Annotated in this window: 15 protein-coding genes; 6 read left to right on the top strand and 9 right to left on the bottom strand. The window is 65.7% G+C overall.

Going from position 1 to position 14948, the window contains the following annotated elements; translation table 11 throughout:
- Positions 1 to 7 precede the first annotated feature (7 nt).
- Positions 8 to 1123: a transposase gene (locus tag C2868_RS02780; RefSeq protein WP_219811450.1), complete on the top strand. Its 1116-nt coding sequence runs from the start codon at positions 8 to 10 to the stop codon at positions 1121 to 1123.
- Between the two features lie 134 nt (positions 1124 to 1257).
- Positions 1258 to 1431 (top strand): hypothetical protein, encoded by a 174-nt coding sequence (locus tag C2868_RS17355; RefSeq protein WP_181003326.1) that lies wholly within the window; start codon positions 1258 to 1260, stop codon positions 1429 to 1431.
- A gap of 11 nt (positions 1432 to 1442) precedes the next feature.
- Here the strand turns inward: C2868_RS17355 and C2868_RS02775 are convergent, their stop codons facing one another.
- Together C2868_RS02775 and C2868_RS02770 are read right to left on the bottom strand one after the other, a co-directional pair.
- Entirely contained in the window at positions 1443 to 1736 is a 294-nt protein-coding gene (locus tag C2868_RS02775; RefSeq protein WP_103662929.1) for a DUF4287 domain-containing protein, read from the bottom strand.
- A 28-nt stretch (positions 1737 to 1764) separates the two neighbouring features.
- Entirely contained in the window at positions 1765 to 3288 is a 1524-nt protein-coding gene (locus C2868_RS02770) for an ATP-dependent DNA ligase (protein ID WP_103662928.1), read from the bottom strand.
- Positions 3289 to 3377: 89 nt separating this feature from the next.
- Here C2868_RS02770 and C2868_RS02765 point away from each other — a divergent pair, with 89 nt between their 5' ends.
- Both C2868_RS02765 and C2868_RS02760 read left to right on the top strand, forming a co-directional pair.
- The gene (locus tag C2868_RS02765; protein WP_103663063.1) at positions 3378 to 4502 is read left to right on the top strand and encodes a class I SAM-dependent methyltransferase; all 1125 of its coding nucleotides are present in this window, start codon (positions 3378 to 3380) and stop codon (positions 4500 to 4502) included.
- A 208-nt stretch (positions 4503 to 4710) separates the two neighbouring features.
- Entirely contained in the window at positions 4711 to 5025 is a 315-nt protein-coding gene (locus C2868_RS02760; protein WP_103662927.1) for a BRCT domain-containing protein, read from the top strand.
- A 6-nt stretch (positions 5026 to 5031) separates the two neighbouring features.
- Here the strand turns inward: C2868_RS02760 and C2868_RS02755 are convergent, their stop codons facing one another.
- The 6 genes from C2868_RS02755 to nrdH form a co-directional block, all read right to left on the bottom strand.
- The gene (locus C2868_RS02755; RefSeq protein ID WP_146047993.1) at positions 5032 to 7734 is read right to left on the bottom strand and encodes a DNA methyltransferase; all 2703 of its coding nucleotides are present in this window, start codon (positions 7732 to 7734) and stop codon (positions 5032 to 5034) included.
- A gap of 18 nt (positions 7735 to 7752) precedes the next feature.
- A complete protein-coding gene (locus C2868_RS02750; RefSeq protein ID WP_146047992.1) occupies positions 7753 to 8025 on the bottom strand; it encodes a hypothetical protein in 273 nt (90 codons plus the stop codon).
- Between the two features lie 117 nt (positions 8026 to 8142).
- Positions 8143 to 9120, bottom strand: a complete 978-nt coding sequence (gene nrdF, locus C2868_RS02745) for a class 1b ribonucleoside-diphosphate reductase subunit beta (protein ID WP_100811580.1) — start codon at positions 9118 to 9120, stop codon at positions 8143 to 8145.
- Positions 9121 to 9167: 47 nt separating this feature from the next.
- Positions 9168 to 11267: a class 1b ribonucleoside-diphosphate reductase subunit alpha gene (nrdE, locus tag C2868_RS02740; RefSeq protein WP_374935758.1), complete on the bottom strand. Its 2100-nt coding sequence runs from the start codon at positions 11265 to 11267 to the stop codon at positions 9168 to 9170.
- A 50-nt stretch (positions 11268 to 11317) separates the two neighbouring features.
- Positions 11318 to 11749: a class Ib ribonucleoside-diphosphate reductase assembly flavoprotein NrdI gene (gene nrdI, locus C2868_RS02735; RefSeq protein ID WP_103662923.1), complete on the bottom strand. Its 432-nt coding sequence runs from the start codon at positions 11747 to 11749 to the stop codon at positions 11318 to 11320.
- Between the two features lie 23 nt (positions 11750 to 11772).
- Positions 11773 to 12006 (bottom strand): glutaredoxin-like protein NrdH, encoded by a 234-nt coding sequence (gene nrdH / locus C2868_RS02730; RefSeq protein WP_036294795.1) that lies wholly within the window; start codon positions 12004 to 12006, stop codon positions 11773 to 11775.
- Between the two features lie 373 nt (positions 12007 to 12379).
- Here nrdH and C2868_RS02725 point away from each other — a divergent pair, with 373 nt between their 5' ends.
- Positions 12380 to 13585 (top strand): MFS transporter, encoded by a 1206-nt coding sequence (locus C2868_RS02725; protein ID WP_103662922.1) that lies wholly within the window; start codon positions 12380 to 12382, stop codon positions 13583 to 13585.
- 3 nt (positions 13586 to 13588) lie between these two features.
- Here C2868_RS02725 and C2868_RS02720 read toward each other — a convergent pair whose 3' ends face one another.
- On the bottom strand, positions 13589 to 13993 hold the full coding sequence (locus C2868_RS02720) for a pilus assembly protein CpaE (RefSeq protein ID WP_103662921.1): 405 nt from the start codon (positions 13991 to 13993) through the stop codon (positions 13589 to 13591).
- A 149-nt stretch (positions 13994 to 14142) separates the two neighbouring features.
- Between C2868_RS02720 and C2868_RS02715 the strand changes: the two genes are divergently transcribed.
- The gene (locus tag C2868_RS02715; RefSeq protein ID WP_103662920.1) at positions 14143 to 14904 is read left to right on the top strand and encodes an alpha/beta fold hydrolase; all 762 of its coding nucleotides are present in this window, start codon (positions 14143 to 14145) and stop codon (positions 14902 to 14904) included.
- Positions 14905 to 14948: the final 44 nt, after the last annotated feature.

Below are 14948 nucleotides of genomic sequence, written 5' to 3'. Positions count from 1 at the left end.
GAGCACTATGAGCATGCAGCAAGTCCCCTCTCACCGTCGAGTCGTTGTCGGCGTCGACACTCACAAACACGTCCACGTCGCCGTCGCGATCGATGAGCTCGGCGCGGTCCTGGATCGCCGATCTTTCGCGGCGGATTCCGGTGGCTACGGCCAGCTGATCGACTGGGGCGAATCGTTCGGCGGGAAACTCACCTTCGGGATCGAAGGCACCGGTTCCTATGGTGCAGGCCTGGCCGGCGCAGTGCGCCGTCGTGGAATCGGGACGCTGGAGGTGATGAGAACGGACCGTCGCGACAGGCGACTACGAGGCAAGTCCGACACCATCGATGCCGAGAACGCAGCCAGGGCAGTCCTCGCGGGCCTGGCGACGGCCATCCCGAAGTCAGCCGATGGAACAGTGGAGATGATCCGTCAGATCAAGGTCGCCAAGGACGTCGCCGTCAAGGCGAGAACATCCGCGATGATCAGCCTCAAGCAGGTCATCGTGAACGCCCCCGACGATCTGCGTCAGGAGCTGCAACCGCTATCGAAGATGGCGCTCATCCATCGCTGCGCGGCGCTTCGTCCGGGCCAGGTGACCACAATCATCGCGTCGACCAAGCACACGTTACGATCGATCGCCCGTCGCTGGGAAGTACTGGATGCCGAGATCTCCGGGCATGAGAAGCTCCTGGCAGAGCTGACCGCGCAGATCGCTCCCGACCTCGCGAAAGCCTTTGCGGTCGGTCCTGACACCGCGGCCGAGATGCTGATCGTTGCCGGCGACAATCCGGAACGGATCCGTTCGGAGGCCGCGTTCGCCCGGCTCTGCGGTGTCGCCCCGATCCCTGCATCGTCAGGGATGACCACCCGACACCGGCTCAATCGGGGCGGTCACCGGCAAGCAAACGCCGCACTCTACCGTGTCGTCATCGTTCGCATGCAGCACCACGAACCCACTAAGGCCTACGTCGCCCGCCGGATCACCGGAAGGAAAGACGAAGTCCGAGATCATCCGGTGTCTGAAACGTCTTCTCGCCCGCGAACTCTGGGCCGCGATGCGCCCCATCCGCGAAGCCCGACCACCCCTCCAAATCGCGGCTTGACAGATATAGGAGCATCATCGCTATCACCGGGTTCCTGACCCGACGGGCGGTCTTCCGCACGAGCGCGGGGCGGACGCGCGCGCTGACGGCGGCGTGGCTGACATCGGTCGGCATCGTCGTCACGGCGTTCTTCTTCGTCGACGGCGGCGACACGGAATGGGGGTCCGCCTTCATGTACACGGTCGGAGGCGCCTCCAGCTCCGAACTCGGCAACGTCTCGAGTGCGGTCAGCTACGTCTTCGGCATCGTCTGGATCGGCGGATGGGTCTGGCTGCTCGTCGAGTGGATCAGCGCGCTGATGGTGCGGCGCAGGGCGAGCGCCTCGATCACCGCCTCAGCCTCCTGACATTCGCACGGCTACCAGTCAGCGGGTTTGCTGTCCTTGCCATCGAGCCAGAGCCGATCGCTCGCGTCCGAGTGCGCGCCGCCCGAACCGACGTGCTTCGACGCGATGCGGTCGCCCTTCGTGATGACGTGAACCATGGCCATGGCGTGCCCACGACCGAGGTCGTAGTCCGCCTTGAGCCACTCGATGATCGGTGTCGCCTTGGTGTCGGGGCCGAAGCCTTTCTCCGTGGCGATCGCGACGAGTTGCGCGGGCGTGAGCCCGGTCTTGGTCTCGACGGCGTCGAGATAGGCCTGGAACGACATGCTTCTCCTCGGTCGTTTCTGGGACGGGTCAGCCGCGCAGCATCCCGCGTAGTGTCTGGATGGTATCGGCCTCGTGCGGCTCCTTGTCGGGGCGATAGCCCTTGACCCGGGCGAAGCGCAGGGCGATTCCGCCCGGGTAGCGAGACGACCGCTGCACGCCGTCGATCGCAACCTCGACGACCGTCACCGGCTCGACCCACAACACGTACGGATCGCGTCGCACCTCGATCGTCGGGAAGTGCGCGGTCTGCCACGCGAGCGTCTCGTCCGTCATGCCCTTGAAGGTCTTGCCGACCATCACGAACCCGCCGGGCGGTCCGAACTCCCCGGCGGCGTCGAGGGCTCCGAGATGGATGTTCGACAGCAGCCCCGACCGACGCCCCGAGCCGGGCTCGACAGCCAGGACGACGAGATCGAGCGTGTGCACGGGCTTGACCTTGATCCAGCTCGCGCCGCGACGCCCGGCGGCATACAGCGATTCGACACCCTTGACCATGACGCCCTCGTGTCCCGCGGCGAGCGCCTCTCGGCCGATGCGCTCGGCCGCGTCGGCGTCGGCCGTGATCTCGCCGGGAACGCGGTGGTCCGACGCGATCCCCGCCAGTGCTTCGAGCCGCACGGTGAGCGGTTCGTCGATCAGATCTTGCCCGTCGAGGTGAAGGACGTCGAAGAACCACGGTCGCAGAGCGATGTCTCGTGCGGTCTCGGCTCCGAATCGCGCCATCGTGTCTTGGAAGGGCCGCGGCGCATCGTTCTCGTCGAGCGCGAGAGTCTCACCGTCCAGCACGACATCGTGAACCGGCATCCGCCGCACCACCTCGACGACCTCGGGCAGGCGGTGCGTGATGTCCGCGAGGTTGCGCGTGAAAATGCGCACGTCGTCGCCGCTCCGGTGCACCTGGATCCGCGCGCCATCGAGTTTGTACTCCACGGATGCCTCGCCCACCGCCGCGATGGCGTCGGCGATCGAGGGGGCGGTGCTCGCGAGCATGGGCTGGATCGCGCGCCCGACCACGAGTCCCGTGTTCGCGAGGTCCTCGGCGGTGCCGGTGAGAGCGACGAGCGCCGTCGACGCGAGGTCGCCCGAGAGCATCGCGGCGCGGCGCACCGTCGCGACCGGCCGGTCGGACGCGCGGGCGATCGCATCGGCGAGCACGCCCTCGAGGGCGCCCGTCCGCACCTCGCCGAGCAGCGCCCCGCGGAGGGCATCCCGTTCACGCTCGGTGGCGGCGCTCAGGAGTTCGCCCAGGACCGCGGCGCGCCGTGCCGCCGACCCGGGACCGGATGCCTCGGCCAGGCCCGAGAACGCAGCGTCCACGTCGGCGATCGTCAGCATCGGCGCGTCGGCGGCCGCTTCGAGAGTCGCCGCGAGACCCCGCCAGCCCACGCCGACCTTCCCCTGCCGGGGACGGCCGAGCACGAGCCCGACGGCCGGGACGATCTCATCGGGCGCGAGCGCGCGCAGGAAGGTGGCGAGCACGTCGACCTTCGCGAGCCGAGAGCGCGTCGTGCCGACCGCGACGGCCGTTGCCGCGAGTTCGTCGAACAGCATGGCGTCAGTCTGCCACCGGGCTCCGACGCCGGGCCGGTCGGGTCTGGGCGTGGTCTGCGGCACGACGCGCCCGGGATAGCGTGGGTGCGGTGACCCTCGACCTCGACGCGCTACGCCCCTTCCCCGATTCCGACGACCCCGACGTTCGCGCACATGACGCGGCGGATCGACTCCTGCTCGACGAATCGGCCACCGCGCGCCAGGGACTCGGCCGGCACGACATCGTCGTCATCGGCGACACGTACGGCGCGCTTGCGCTCACGGTCGCGAGCGAGACGGATGACTCGCCCGGTGTGGTCCGCGTGCACCAGGATCCCCTCTCTTCCGAGCGAGCGCTCGCGGCCAACGCGCGATCGACGGGCCTCGAAGCATCCGTCGCCTCCCTGCCCCTCGACGCGGAACTCGTGCGCGGTGCCCGCGTCGTGCTGCTGCGGCTGCCGCGGTCGCTCGAGGCGCTGCGCGACATCGCGGGCCTCATCGCCGCTCACGCTGCGCCCGACGTCGTCGTGTTCGCGGGCGGACGCCTCAAGCACATGAGCCTCGGCATGAACGACGTGCTGCGCGAGTACTTTGCCTCGATCGACGTCTCGCACGCGCGCCAGAAGTCGCGGGTGCTCATCGCACGCGACCCCCACGACGGGCGCGATCCGGTGGCCACACGCGCGCAGCACGACGGCGTGATCGTCTGCGCGTTCGGGGGTGTTTTCGCGGGTTCGTCCCTCGACATCGGCACCCGGCTGCTGCTCGACAACCTGCCCGAGACGATCCCGGGTGAGGACGACGACGCGGCGATCGACTTGGCGTGCGGCAACGGGATCGTTGGCGCCACACTGGCGGTGCGGTACCCGAGCCTGCGCGTCTACGCGTCGGACGAGTCATCCGCCGCCGTCGCCTCTGCCCGCGCGACCGCCGTCGCGAACGGAATCGAAGACCGGGTGTCGGTCGCCCGCGACGACGCGCTGTCGGAGTTGCCCGACGCGAGCGCCTCGTTCATCGCCCTGAACCCGCCGTTTCACCGGGGTGCGGCGATCGACGAGACGATCGCGCGACACCTGTTCGCCGACGCGGCGCGCGTGCTGCGCCCGGGCGGCGAGCTGTGGACCGTCTGGAACTCGGCCCTGCAGTACCGCCAGCCGCTCGAGCGCTTGGTCGGTCCGACGCGTCAGGTCGCCCGCACGCCGAAGTTCACGGTGACGTTCTCGACCCGCCGCTGACGCCGCCCGACACACCAGCACCGAAACACCTCAAACGCACCGAAAATCCCCTTGTCGTGGGGTGTTTCGCCGCAGCAGGGGTGTTTCGCTGCGGCCGGGCCGCGAGGCACCTGTGTGTGCGCCGTCGGCATAGCGCAGGATGGATGATCCCGCCCCCGGACCGGCAACCAATTCACCAACACCCACATTCACGGCATCACGTCCAGCGATGTGGCGCTCCGCGGCCGACCCCGAGCATCCGCTGTATGGCGCGAGCATCACGTTCACCGGCGAGTTGGAAGGCTTCACACGAGACGAAGCCCGGTCGGCCTGCGCAACGCTCGGCGCCACCATCACGGCAGGACCGACGAAGAAGGCGGACGTCGTCGTCATTGGAGGGTTCGATCCCGCCACGCTGCGTGCGGGGGCGACCGTGTCGTCGAAACTTCAGAAGGCAATGGATCTGCGTGCGGCGGGACAGCACATCGAGTTGATCAGCGAAGCCGATCTGACAGCGCTGCTGGCCTACGAGCAGGATCGCTGACGCAACCTACTCAAACGGTGCGTACGCGCGGCTGCCTTCTGCGATCTCGCGATTGAGTGCGGACAAACGGCGAACCAGTTCGGGCGCGTCCTGCGCAACCGACTTCGGCCAGCCGTAGGCCGCGGCCACAGCCTCGTCGAGTCGGCGGTGCAGTGCGGCGAGATCGGTGAACGCGCCGTCGTCCATCAGGTTGTAGAGCTTTGTCAGGCCCATGTCATGCTCGACGCACAGTTCGCTTCGGCGCGCGTACAGGGCGACGGATGCCTCGGCCACCACATCCCGCTGCGCTGAAGTAACGGGGTCCGGCCAAGGGAACGTCATGAATGCCGTCGTCGGCGTGTACCGAAGGTCGCCCTTGAGCGTCGATGACTGCGCCCACGCCCACGAGTCATGGGCGCGAGAGAGCAGCACACCCATGCTGTAGTCATCGTCAAATGCGAAGACATTTGTTGCGTCGCTTGCCATTGTCCAGGGTTCAACCCACGCGATGAACATCCGCTTTCCGTGGCGACCGACCGATGCGTACCGCACCAGTGACCTAAGGGCAGCGCGCATCTCGCCACGCGGCCTGCCAAACTGCCACCACTTCGTCCGGAAGCCCTTGTCGCCGCTCTTGTCGCGTTCAGGCTTCACGTCCCGGCGAACAATTTGCAGCGCTCGGTCATACCGAGCAGCGGCCTCGAGAGAGAGCGCACCAAAATCGATCACCCACCGGCCCGGCCTCTGCTCAAGGGATTCGGCGATGTCATCGCTCGTGAGATAAGGACGGACGACGTCGCGGTACGAGACGGCCGCGTCGGCGAGAAGCGATCGAGCGACCGTGTCGTCAAGAACGAAACCCTTGCCCACCGGAATAGGTCCCTGGAAGCAACGATCACCATTCGCTCTGAGTGCACACGGCTCCCATGCGTCCTGGGAACCCTCCAACAATGAGGCGGTGATCCCTCGGACCCCTTTTCCATCGAGGTCGAAAGCGACCGGCTCAGGGTGTGGTTCCTTAACCCAGTTGACGATGCTGACATGCACCTTCGCGTCACCGGGCCACTTCTGCGACGACACGGCGTCGGTAATGACCCCACCCGTCTCGACTATGTACTCGAGCGACGCGCCACGCGCTCTGTTTTGCGAGATCGAATTCGTACCGACGAGCCCCGCACGTTGCCCAGGCACGAGATGTTGCTGCGCGATCCGAAACCAGTAGACGCAAAGGTCCTTTACGCCTATGTGGAAGTGCGCACGCAGCCAATCGACGTAGTCATCACCGAGGGCAGCGCGCAGCCGCTGCGAACCGAAGAACGGCGGGTTGCCGATGATCGTGTCGACCTCGGGCCATTCCGTGCGGAGCGCATCCGCGGAACGCACGTTCGACAGATCAACGAGAGGAAGCACCGGCTCGGCCTCTCCGAAACGGTCCACCATCTGGCGGTGGCCCATCCACAGGGTCACCCGGGCGATCATCACGGCGACCCGCTCGATGTCAAGTCCGTACAGGTTGGCCAGCGGGTAGTACGGCAGCGGTCCCGTCGGCTTGGCCGTGCCGGTCTGGGCCGCCAGCGCGTCGATACGCAACTTAGCCTCGTATTCGAGTGTGCGGAGCTCGCGATACGCGACGTAAAGGAAATTGCCGCAGCCGCATGCCGGATCGAGCACGCGGAACTCGCACAGGTCCTGCAGAACGGCAACAGCGTCGGCGACAGAAGAAGCGCCCTCGATTCGTTCGCGCCACGGCCGAACGATCGTGGGCGCGACGATCTTCATGATGTCTGCCTCGTGCGTGTAGTGCGCACCGATCTCGGAGCGACGTTCGTCCCCGAGCACACCCTCGAGCAACGAACCGAAGATGGTCGGGTTGACCTCGCGCCAGTTGAATTCGGCGGCCTCGCGCAGATGGAGCAGCTCTTCACGGGTCAAGAAGACGGATGCGGGCCGCGCGAACAGATCGCCGTTGACGTAACGTGTGCCGGCGTAGCGTCCCTTGCGGTTGTGATCGCCCTTCTGATTCAGCAGAGCGAAGAGATACCCGATCTCTTTCGCCGAGTCGGGATCGCTCTCTTTGAGGAGCGACTCGACGGTGGCCTGGAGCGGGTAGCCCTCGAGCATGCCCAGATCCTCCGCGAACAGACACCACACCAACTGCATCGTGAAGCGCTGGATCTCGTCGACGGGCGCCGCCGACCGGTCGATCATCGAGCGGTAGAACTCAGCGATATGACGTGCGGCATCGGCCGTCAGCTCTCGTCGATGCTCACTGAAGACCGGCTCGAGTGTGTCGTTCTGCAGGAATAGCAGAGCGTCGTAGTGATCGACCAACTCGTCGATCGTGAAAGTGATCCGCGGAGCCTTGGGGAACCTTCCCGGCTCCCACACCTCGAACGATTGGAAGTTGCACGCGACGACCCACCGGGCGGCAGGCGTGTCGCCATCACTCGACTCGCGCCAGTAGCGCTCGATCTGATCTGCGGCCTTGCCAAGAGGCGTACCCGGCTTCTTCATCTCGAAGATCGCGATGCCCGGCCAGTGCAGATCCATGAAGCCGGCGGAACTCTTAAAATCCTCGAACAACGCCCCGATGGCCTGGCGATCCGTGCCGTAAGCCGCGAACAACTCGTTCAGGAATGTCTGCGCCTCGGCGCGCTCACTGCCGTTGTACGTACGCCACTTCGCGGCGAACGCGGCGAGAGCGGCCTGTATCTCGGTGCCACTACGCACCCCGCCGTCCGCCACGAATCAGAACATCCGGGTTTCGACCGCGTAGTACGTTCCTTGCATCAGCCGCTTGCGCAGCTTCTGCAGCTCTTCCAGGGTTTCGGTCAACACGAGTTCCTCGTTCTGTGAGCCCCCGGCCTTTCGGATGTTCGCCAGGGCGCGCTTCGAGCGATTGATCGCGTGCTCGAGGTTCAACAAAACGTCCGAGACCTCGCCCATCACCTGTTCTCGAGCACGTTGCTCATCGGAACGCTGATCACCGAGATGCTGTCCGGTCGCTACCTGCTGAGCCATAGGGTCCTCCTGGTCGAGCCCGGGTGTTTGCGGTCCACCGTACGCGGCGGCCTTGACATCCGGCTTCTCTTCGGCGGGTTCTGTGGACTCCACGTTGTCCACAGAACCACATCGGGACTAGAAGTCCCAGTCGTCGTCCTCCGTCGCGACGGCCTTGCCGATGACGTACGACGAGCCAGATCCCGAGAAGAAGTCGTGGTTCTCGTCCGCGTTCGGCGAGAGCGCCGACAGGATCGCCGGGTTCACGTTCGTGACACTCGAGGGGAACATCGCCTCGTAGCCCAGGTTCATCAGGGCCTTGTTGGCGTTGTAGTGCAGGAACTTCTTGACATCCTCGGTCAGCCCGACCTCGTCGTACAGGTCCTGCGTGTACTGCACCTCGTTGTCGTAGAGCTCGTACATGAGCGAGAACGTGTAGTCCTTGATCTCGTCACGCTCGGCCTGCGAGACCTTCTCGAGCCCCTTCTGGAACTTGTACCCGATGTAGTACCCGTGCACGGCCTCGTCGCGGATGATGAGACGGATGAGGTCGGCCGTGTTCGTCAGCTTGGCGCGCGACGACCAGTGCATCGGCAGGTAGAAGCCCGAATAGAAGAGGAAGCTCTCGAGCAGGGTCGAGGCGACCTTGCGCTTGAGCGGGCTGTCGCCACGGTAGTACTCCATGACGATCTGAGCCTTCTTCTGAAGGTTCGGGTTCTCGACCGACCAGCGGAACGCCTCGTCGATCTCCTTCGTCGAGCACAGCGTCGAGAAGATCGACGAGTAGCTCTTCGCGTGCACCGACTCCATGAACGCGATATTGGTGTAAACAGCCTCTTCGTGGGGCGTGATCGCGTCCGGGATGAGCGAGACGGCACCGACGGTGCCCTGGATCGTGTCGAGGAGCGTCAGCCCCGTGAACACCCGCATCGTCAGCACCTGCTCCTGAGGGGTGAGCGTGTTCCACGACTGGATGTCGTTCGACAGCGGCACCTTCTCGGGCAGCCAGAAGTTGTTGACCAGGCGGTTCCACACCTCGAGGTCCTTGTCGTCCTGGATGCGGTTCCAGTTGATGGCCTCGACATGGCTGAGGAGCTTGAGTGGTTCAGGGGACATGACTTTTTCCTAGGTTCGTTTCGACTCGCAGCGCGCTCGACGGGCGACTACAGCGTGCAGCTGACGCATTCCGACATGTCGGTGCCCTCGAGGGCCATCTGACGCAGGCGGATGTAGTAGATCGTCTTGATCCCCTTCTTCCACGCGTAGATCTGCGCCTTGTTGATGTCGCGCGTCGTGGCGGTGTCCTTGAAGAACAGCGTCAGCGACAGGCCCTGATCGACGTGCTGCGTCGCCGCGGCGTACGTGTCGATGACCTTCTCGTAACCGATCTCGTAGGCGTCCTGGTAGTACTCCAGGTTGTCGTTCGTCATGAACGCGGCCGGGTAGTAGACGCGGCCGAGCTTGCCTTCCTTGCGGATCTCGACCTTGGCGGCGATCGGGTGGATCGACGACGTCGAGTTGTTGATGTACGAGATCGACCCCGTCGGCGGTACGGCCTGCAGGTTCTGGTTGTAGATGCCGTGCTGCTGGATCTTCGCCTTCAGCGCGGTCCAGTCATCCTGCGTCGGAATGTGGACGCCGGCGAACATCTCCTTGACCTTGTCGGTCTCGGGAACCCACGCGCGCTCGATGTACTTGTCGAAGAACTCCCCCGACGCGTACTTCGACTCCTCGAACCCCTCGAAGGCCTGTCCGCGCTCGATCGCGATCTCGTTCGAGGCGCGAAGCGCGTGGAACAGCACCGTGTAGAAGTAGATGTTCGTGAAGTCGATGCCCTCTTCCGAGCCGTAGAAGACACGCTCGCGGGCGAGGTAGCCGTGCAGGTTCATCTGCCCGAGGCCGATCGCGTGGGTGCGGTCGTTACCCTCTTCGATCGAGCGGACCGAGCGGATGTGGCTCTGGTTGCTGACCGCGGTGAGACCCCGGATGGCCGTCTCGACCGTCTTGCCGAGGTCGGGCGAGTCCATCGCGAGCGCGATGTTGAGCGACCCGAGGTTGCACGAGATGTCCTTGCCGATCTGCGAGTACGAGAGGTCCTCGTTGTACGTCGTCGGCGTGTTCACCTGCAGGATCTCGCTGCAGAGGTTCGACATGTTGATGCGGCCCTTGATCGGGTTGGCCGCGTTCACCGTGTCCTCGAACATGATGTACGGGTAGCCCGACTCGAACTGGATCTCGGCGAGGGTCTGGAAGAACTCGCGCGCGTTGATCTTGGTCTTCTTGATGCGCGGGTCATCGACCATCTCGCGGTACTTCTCGGTCACCGAGATGTCGCCGAAGGGAACGCCGTAGACCTTCTCGACGTCGTACGGCGAGAACAGGTACATGTCCTCGTCGTTGCGGGCGAGCTCGAACGTGATGTCGGGCACGACGACACCGAGCGACAGCGTCTTGATGCGGATCTTCTCGTCCGCGTTCTCGCGCTTGGTGTCGAGGAACCGCAGGATGTCGGGGTGGTGCGCCTGCAGGTAGACCGCTCCCGCGCCCTGGCGTGCGCCGAGTTGGTTGGCGTAGCTGAAGCTGTCTTCGAGCAGCTTCATGACGGGGATGATGCCCGAGGACTGGTTCTCGATCTGCTTGATCGGGGCGCCCGCCTCGCGGATGTTCGAGAGCAGCAGGGCCACGCCGCCGCCGCGCTTGGAGAGCTGCAGCGACGAGTTGATGCCGCGCGAGATCGACTCCATGTTGTCTTCGATGCGCAGCAGGAAGCACGACACGAGCTCGCCGCGCTGGGCCTTGCCCGTGTTGAGGAACGTCGGGGTGGCGGGCTGGAAACGGCCCGAGAGGATCTCTTCGACGAGCTGGGTCGCGAGCTTCTGGTCGCCGTCCGCCAGGCCGAGCGCCGTCATCACGACACGGTCCTCGAACCGCTCGAGGTAACGCTTGCCGTCGAACGTCTTGAGCGTGTAGCTCGTGTAGTACTTGAACGCGCCGAGGAACGTCTCGAAGCGGAACTTCTTGCCGTAGGCGAAGTCGTTGAGCTCCTGGATGAACTCGAACGGATACTTCGCCAGCACCTCGGGCTCGTAGTACTCCTTCTCGACCAGGTAGTCGAGACGCTCCTTGAGCGAGTGGAAGAAGACGGTGTTCTGGTTGACGTGCTGCAGGAAGTACTCCCGCGCGGCGCGCTTGTCGGCGTCGAACTGGATCTTGCCGTCCGCTCCGTACAGATTGAGCATCGCGTTCAGGGAGTGGTAGTCCATCCCGTCGAAAGCGGCGTTCTGCTTGAAGGGCGTCTGCTGGGGAGCCTGCGTTAGTGCTGTGTCCACCATCGTTCCAATCCGTCGCTCACGCGATCGATGTCTTCCGGAGTGCCGAATAGTTCGAGCCGATACAAGTGCGGCACGTTGCACTTGCGGCTGATGACGTCACCGGCGAGGCAGAATGCCGCACCGAAGTTGGTGTTGCCCGCGGAGATGACTCCCCGGATCAGCTGGCGGTTGCGCTCCTCGTTGAGGAAGCGGATCACCTGCTTGGGGACGGCGCCTTTTTCTTCGCCCCGTCCCTGTCCCCCGCCGTAGGTGGGGGTGACGAGCACGAACGGCTCGTCCACGACCGGTGTCTGATTCCCCTGCAAGGGGATCCTGGTGGCCGGCAGCCCGAGCTTCTCGACGAATCGAGCCGTGTTGCCCGAGAGGCTCGAGAAGTAGACGAGCAGGGGCGCTTGTGTCGCCAGTGTGCTCACGTCGCACCTCCCGTGCGTCCGGCTCAGGCCAGGCGCGTTGCCAGCTCGTCGATCTTGTCGGGACGGAAGCCCGACCAGTGGTCGCCGTCGGTGATGACGACGGGCGCCTGGAGGTAACCCAGGGCCTTGACCTGCTCGAGCGCCGACGGGTCCTGCGACAGGTCCAGAACCTCGTATTCGAGGCCCTTCGAGTCGAGGGCGCGGTAGGTGGCGGTGCACTGAACGCAGGACGGCTTCGTGTAAACGGTGATTGCCATTTCGGCCTTCATCCCCTTATTCATCGGTCTAATCGGTTGCTTGAGCCGGCGTCCCCCCACCGGGAGTCCAATACTACATATGGGTACCGACACCGGGTGGCACCACAAGTGGTAGTAGTTACATTCGTGTAGTTCTCCACCGCCTCTCCCCTTAACAACACAGGTTGTCCACCGTTTCATCCACAAGCAGCGGATCGATTCCGAACCTGAAAAATCGCTGAATAACGCCAGATTCAGATGCCTCAGTCCGGGCTATCCACAGGGTCGACGATATGAGGGGCCTCCGACATCCGGATTCCTGTGGACAACGTCGACACGGCGTGTCGCAACACCGTGTCGGCGTGTCGCACACCGCGACTACCATTGACCTCTCGTGGGCGCATATCGGGAACTGCTGAAGACGCCCGGCGTCGGCCGGATCATCGCCGCGCAGCTGACGGCGCGATTCCCGAACGGGATGATCTCGCTCGCCCTCCTTTTGCACATCGAACACCTGACGGGTTCGTACGGGGCCGCGGGCCTCGTCCTCGCCGCCACCTCGGTGGGTCAGGCGGTCGCCGGACCCGTCACGAGCCGCTGGATGGGCATCTGGGGCATGCGGCGCGTCCTCACGCTCACGACCCTCGTCTGCGCCGCGGCACTGCTGGTGCTGGGACTCTTCCCGATGGTGCTGCCGTTGACCATGGCGTTCGGCCTGATCGCGGGCCTGGCCACCCCGCCGGTGCAGTCCGCGGTGCGGACGGTCTATCCGAAGATGGTCAACTCTCGCCAGCTGACCCCGTTGTTCTCGCTGGATGCTTCGCTGCAGGAGCTGATCTGGGTCTTCGCGCCCGTCGTCATCACGTTCGTCGCCCTGCAAGCCGGCACGACCACCGCGATGCTGCTGATCGTCGTGATCCTGCTCGGGGGTTGCGCGTGGTTCATCATGTCGCCCGAGATCGGGCGCGTGCGCATCCCCCGCAGTCGCCGCAAGATCGGCAAGGTTCTGGCCAAGCCGCCCGTGCTCCTGGCGACCGTGGTCGGGTTCCTCTTGATCGGCGCGTGCGCGGCGGTCGAGGCCGGTGTCGTCGCGACGTTCGGCCATGGCGGGTTCGAGGCCGGCATCGTGCTCGCCCTCTTCGCGATCGGCAGCCTGTCGGGCGGGCTCAGTTTCGGGCACATCCCGATCGGCTCGTGGGCGATGGCGCGTCGCCTCGCGGTCGTCACGGTGGGCCTCGCGCTGACCACGATCTCGCTCAACGTCTTCTGGATCGGCGGCACGCTCCTACTCGCCGGAATCGGCATCGCCCCGGCCCTTGCGGTCGTCTTCGCGATCACGAGCGCGAGCGTGAAGTTCAGCGACACCGCCGAGGCCTACGGATGGATCGGCACCGGGCAGCTCATCGGCGCCGCCGCGGGCTCGGCGATCGCCGGCTTCGTGATCGACGGCGCGGGGCCGACCGCCGCCTACTGGGCCGCGGCGATCTTCGCGCTGTTCGGCGTCATCGTCTCGGTCGTCTGGGTGCGCTCGTTCCCCGATCTGCGCGGCCGCGACGCGAGCCCCATGCCCGACACGGAGCCCGTGCACACCATCACGTGACGCTCAGGCGATACGGCGCAGCACGTGCAGCAGAGCGAGGGCGTAGGCATCCGCGGGTTCCGGATGCGTGAACACGGCCGCCGTCCCGGCTATCTCGATCTCGACCTCGTGCGTGTCGACCAGGCGACGGAGCGCCCGGAAGGTGCCGCGCAGCAGTTCGCGCAGCTGATCCTCCCTCGGCAACCAGAGCGCGTCCTCGAGCGCGACAGAATCCAGCGCCCACTCGGTCGTGCCGTTGAAGGCCAGGATGACGCCGGTCGGGTACTGCCGCGGCTCGATCGTCGTCTCGCTGACCGTGAAGACGTCGGCCTCGAATTCGGGCTCGTCGAGTTGGAATCGATCGCCCGACACCGGATGCCAGACGAGTCCCGTCTCACGCAGCGTGATCGCCAGCTCGGTCGAGATCATGCATCCATCTTGCCGTCGCCACCCGTCGCCACCTGACCGCGGGGCCGGGGCGATCCGCAGACGGAGAGCACCCCGCCAGATTCGTGCTGGATTCTGCCGAACTTCGCAACCCGCTCTCACATCAGTCGCACATTCGTAGGCTGGATGCCATGACCGCACCTCTCGCGCTGCCCGCCCTGACGTGGGGCGACCCCGACGCGCCCCGTCGCGCGCTCCTCATCCATGGCCTCGGGTCGAGCGGCGCCCTGATGTGGCGCCTGGGCGCGGCCCTCGGCGAGGCGGGCTGGGCGGCCACGGCCGTCGACCTGCGCGGGCACGGCTCCGCGCCGCGCGCGCTGGACTACGCGATCGGCGCTTTCGCAGCGGATGTCTCGGCCACCACTCCCCCTCAGGGCGGACCGTGGGACCTCGTCATCGGGCATTCGCTCGGGGGCGCAGCGGCGGTGGTCGCGGCCGCCGCCCATCCCACGTGGGCGCGCAGGCTCGTGTTGATCGACCCGGGCATCGTCGTGCTGGGCGCCGACGCCGAGGCCGTGCGCGCCGGCCAGGAGCAGGCTTTCGTCGACAATCGCGAAGAACTGGTGCGTGCCGAGCATCCCGAGTGGCATCCGCAGGACATCGAGCTGAAGATCGACGCGGTCGCGCGCGCGAGTCGGTGGGCGGTCGACCAGGTCAGTGTCCAGAACCCCGACTGGGACGTCCGCGACGCCTGCGCGCGCGTCACGGTTCCGACGCACGTCATCGGCGCCGACCCCGAGGTCTACAGCCTGTTCACGGGCGACGTCGCGGCGGGCGTGCTCGCGGCGAACCCGCGCTTCACGATGTCGGTCGTCGCCGGGGCAGGCCACTCGCCGCACCGCGACAAACCGGACGAGACGGTTCGACAACTCCTCGGCCTGCTCGGCGACTGACCGAACCGAGCCGCGACCCGACCCCTCCCCTACTCCGGCGGCAG

Origin of the sequence: Microbacterium sp. CJ77 (genome assembly GCF_002911615.1) — a bacterium.
Taxonomy (GTDB): domain Bacteria; phylum Actinomycetota; class Actinomycetes; order Actinomycetales; family Microbacteriaceae; genus Microbacterium.
The sequence above is the reverse complement of the archived record's forward strand: the minus strand, read 5'-3'. Positions and strand labels throughout refer to the sequence as shown.

Excerpts from the sequence above, each read along its gene's own strand:
- C2868_RS02760 (WP_103662927.1), top strand. The coding sequence starts at position 4,711 with ATGTGGCGCTCCGCGGCCGACCCCGAGCATCCGCTGTATGGCGCGAGC.
- nrdH (WP_036294795.1), bottom strand. The coding sequence starts at position 12,006 with ATGGCAATCACCGTTTACACGAAGCCGTCCTGCGTTCAGTGCACCGCC.
- C2868_RS02750 (WP_146047992.1), bottom strand. The coding sequence starts at position 8,025 with ATGGCTCAGCAGGTAGCGACCGGACAGCATCTCGGTGATCAGCGTTCC.
- C2868_RS02775 (WP_103662929.1), bottom strand. The coding sequence starts at position 1,736 with ATGTCGTTCCAGGCCTATCTCGACGCCGTCGAGACCAAGACCGGGCTC.
- nrdF (WP_100811580.1), bottom strand. The coding sequence starts at position 9,120 with ATGTCCCCTGAACCACTCAAGCTCCTCAGCCATGTCGAGGCCATCAAC.
- C2868_RS02715 (WP_103662920.1), top strand. The coding sequence starts at position 14,143 with ATGACCGCACCTCTCGCGCTGCCCGCCCTGACGTGGGGCGACCCCGAC.
- nrdE (WP_374935758.1), bottom strand. The coding sequence starts at position 11,267 with ATGGACTACCACTCCCTGAACGCGATGCTCAATCTGTACGGAGCGGAC.
- C2868_RS02770 (WP_103662928.1), bottom strand. The coding sequence starts at position 3,288 with ATGCTGTTCGACGAACTCGCGGCAACGGCCGTCGCGGTCGGCACGACG.
- C2868_RS02720 (WP_103662921.1), bottom strand. The coding sequence starts at position 13,993 with ATGATCTCGACCGAGCTGGCGATCACGCTGCGTGAGACGGGACTCGTC.
- C2868_RS02780 (WP_219811450.1), top strand. The coding sequence starts at position 8 with ATGAGCATGCAGCAAGTCCCCTCTCACCGTCGAGTCGTTGTCGGCGTC.
- C2868_RS17355 (WP_181003326.1), top strand. The coding sequence starts at position 1,258 with ATGTACACGGTCGGAGGCGCCTCCAGCTCCGAACTCGGCAACGTCTCG.